3 protein-coding genes are annotated in these 2,401 nt (G+C 63.1%); all 3 read right to left on the bottom strand.

Annotation, left to right across the window (positions count from 1 at the left end; all coding sequences use genetic code 11):
* A partial coding sequence (locus ACE3OO_RS20155) for an ATP-binding cassette domain-containing protein (RefSeq protein WP_374305889.1) occupies positions 1-443 on the bottom strand: 443 nt, incomplete at its 3' end.
* A gap of 5 nt (positions 444-448) precedes the next feature.
* Positions 449-1,321, bottom strand: a complete 873-nt coding sequence (locus tag ACE3OO_RS20150) for an ABC transporter permease (protein ID WP_374305887.1) — start codon at positions 1,319-1,321, stop codon at positions 449-451.
* 11 nt (positions 1,322-1,332) lie between these two features.
* Positions 1,333-2,259, bottom strand: coding sequence for an ABC transporter permease (locus ACE3OO_RS20145; RefSeq protein WP_374305885.1), 927 nt, complete (start codon positions 2,257-2,259; stop codon positions 1,333-1,335).
* Positions 2,260-2,401 lie beyond the last annotated feature (142 nt).

Genomic DNA, 2,401 nt, shown 5'->3' with positions numbered 1-2,401 from the left:
GGATAATGGTGATAGATGGTGGCGGCTTCCGGAATGCGCAGTTTTTCCATGATCTCGATGCTGCGGGCCTGGGCCCCCTTGGCATCGAGGCCTAGATGCAGGCGCGCCACCTGATCGATCTGGGCGCCGACACGCATCACCGGATCGAGCGACGTCATCGGGTTCTGCGTGATGAAGGCGATGCGCCTGCCACGCAGCTTGCGGAATTCAGGCTCCGGCAGTCTGGTGAGGTCCAGCCCATCGAAATGCACCGAACCGCGTTCGATCCGCCCGCCGATGAGCGGCAGCAGGCCCATGACGCTGAGGGCGGTCAAGGATTTGCCCGAGCCGGATTCGCCAACGATGCCGAGGATTTCGCCTTTGTCGAGCGAGAAGGAAATGCCGTCCAGCGGCCGGATGCCGTGGATATCGATGGAAAGATCGCGCACCTCGAGAAGGGCCATGGTCTTCAGCCCTCCCGCAGCTTGGCGCGGATATCGAGCGCGCGGATGAGGGCATCGCCGAAGAGATTGATCATGATGACGGTGATGGCGACGGCCAATCCTGGAAAAATGATGACCCAGGGTGCCTTGAAAATGAGCGCCGAGCCGCTGCTCATCATGGCGCCCCAGGAGGGCACCGGCGGCTGCGCGCCGAGGCCGAAGAAACCCAATGTCGCCTCCAGGATGATGGCATCGCCCGTCGCCAGCATGCCGCAGATGATGACCGGCGCCAGGGCATTGGGCATCAAATGGCGAAAGACGATATGGCCGTGGCTGGCGCCGAGATTGAGCGTCGCCTCGATATAGGTCTCGTTCTTCAAGCTGAGAATCTGCGCGCGGGTGAGGCGCGTGAACTGGGCAAGATAGGCGATGCCGATCGCCAGCATGGTCGAGGTGAGGCCCGGCCCGATGATGGCGACCAGGATGAGGGCGATGAGGATTTCCGGGAAGGACCAGGAAAGATCGACCGCCGCCGTCGTCATGCGGTCGAAAAGCCCGCCGAAATAGCCGGCTGCGGCCCCCAGCATCATGCCGATGAAGACCGAGACGCTGATGGAGGTGATGCTGACCGAAAGCGAGGTGCGCGCGCCGTACATGATGCGCGAGAGTACATCGCGGCCGAACTCGTCGGTGCCCAGCCAGTGGGCGAGGCTCGGCGCCTGCGAGGCGATGGTCAATTCCTGCACGTCGTAGGGATAGGGGGTGATCCAGGGGGCCAGCAGCGCGATGAGGACGAGGATCAGCAGATAGACGCCGGCAATGCCGCCCTTGGGGCTGAGCAGGACCTTGCCGGCCGTGCTGCGCCGGAAGCTGTGCCAGCGGGGTGAGGGGGAAGTCATCGAAGCCATGCTCATGTCATCGCGTGCCGGATGCGGGGATCCATCGCCGCCTGCACCAGATCACCGATCAGCGTGCCCAGCATGACGGCCACGGCCAGCATCAGCAGGCACCCTTGCATGACCGGATAATCATGCTGGTTCAATGCCTTGATGAGGAGGGTGCCGAGGCCCGGCCGGGCAAAGACGAATTCGACGGTGACCGCACCGCCCAGAATCCAGCCGATGCGCAGGCCCAAGATCGTGACGACCGGCATCAAGGCATGGCGCAGCACATGGCGCAGCTGGATACGGCGCGCCGGCAGGCCCTTGGCATGCAGCAACAGCACGAAATCCTTCTGCATCGTCTCCAGCATGGCGACGCGGGTGACGCGTGCCACCAGCGCCGTACCGCCCAGGCCAATGGTGAGAACCGGCAGGATCAGCGCCTGCCAGGAACGCGCGCCCGAAACCGGCAGCCAACCGAGCTGCACGGAAAAAAGCAGCATGAGCAGCAGGCCCAGCCAGAAGCTGGGCAAGGTGGACCCCAACAGGATGCCCGCCATGACGCCCCGGTCGATGCGGCTGTCCTTGTGGATGGCGGCAAGTGTTCCGGCGGCAATGCCGAGAAGGGTTGAAAAGAGGAGAGCCGCACCGCCAAGGCGCAGGCTGAAAGGGATATTCTGGGCAAGGAGATCGATCACCGGGCGCCGCATGACGATGGCGTCACCGAGATCGCCCTCAGCCATCTTGCCCAGCCACAGGAGGTATTGCTCGACGAGGGGCTTATCCAGCCCATAGCGGGCGGTGATGATGGCTCTCTGCTCCGGGCTCGACCCGATCCGGTTCAGATTGTCGACCGGATCGCCCGGCACCAGATGGATGATGCCGAAGATGATGATGGAAACGGTGAAGAAAACCGGGATCAGCAGCAACAGCCGCCGGACAATGTAGCTCAGCATCCCGGTCTTCTCCCAACATGTACAATTCCGACCCTGTTTAACGCGTCATGCCCGCACTTGGTGCGGGCATCCACGAGTTTGCCAGAGCAAGAAACTCGTGGATCCCCGGGCCAAGCCCGGGGATGACGATGGGTGGAAATGC

The sequence above is a fragment of the Ferrovibrio sp. genome (assembly GCF_041906005.1).
Classification (GTDB): domain Bacteria; phylum Pseudomonadota; class Alphaproteobacteria; order Ferrovibrionales; family Ferrovibrionaceae; genus Ferrovibrio.
This window is presented reverse-complemented; position numbering and strand designations above follow the sequence as displayed.

Excerpts from the sequence above, each read along its gene's own strand:
- ACE3OO_RS20150 (WP_374305887.1), bottom strand. The coding sequence starts at position 1,321 with ATGACTTCCCCCTCACCCCGCTGGCACAGCTTCCGGCGCAGCACGGCC.
- ACE3OO_RS20145 (WP_374305885.1), bottom strand. The coding sequence starts at position 2,259 with ATGCTGAGCTACATTGTCCGGCGGCTGTTGCTGCTGATCCCGGTTTTC.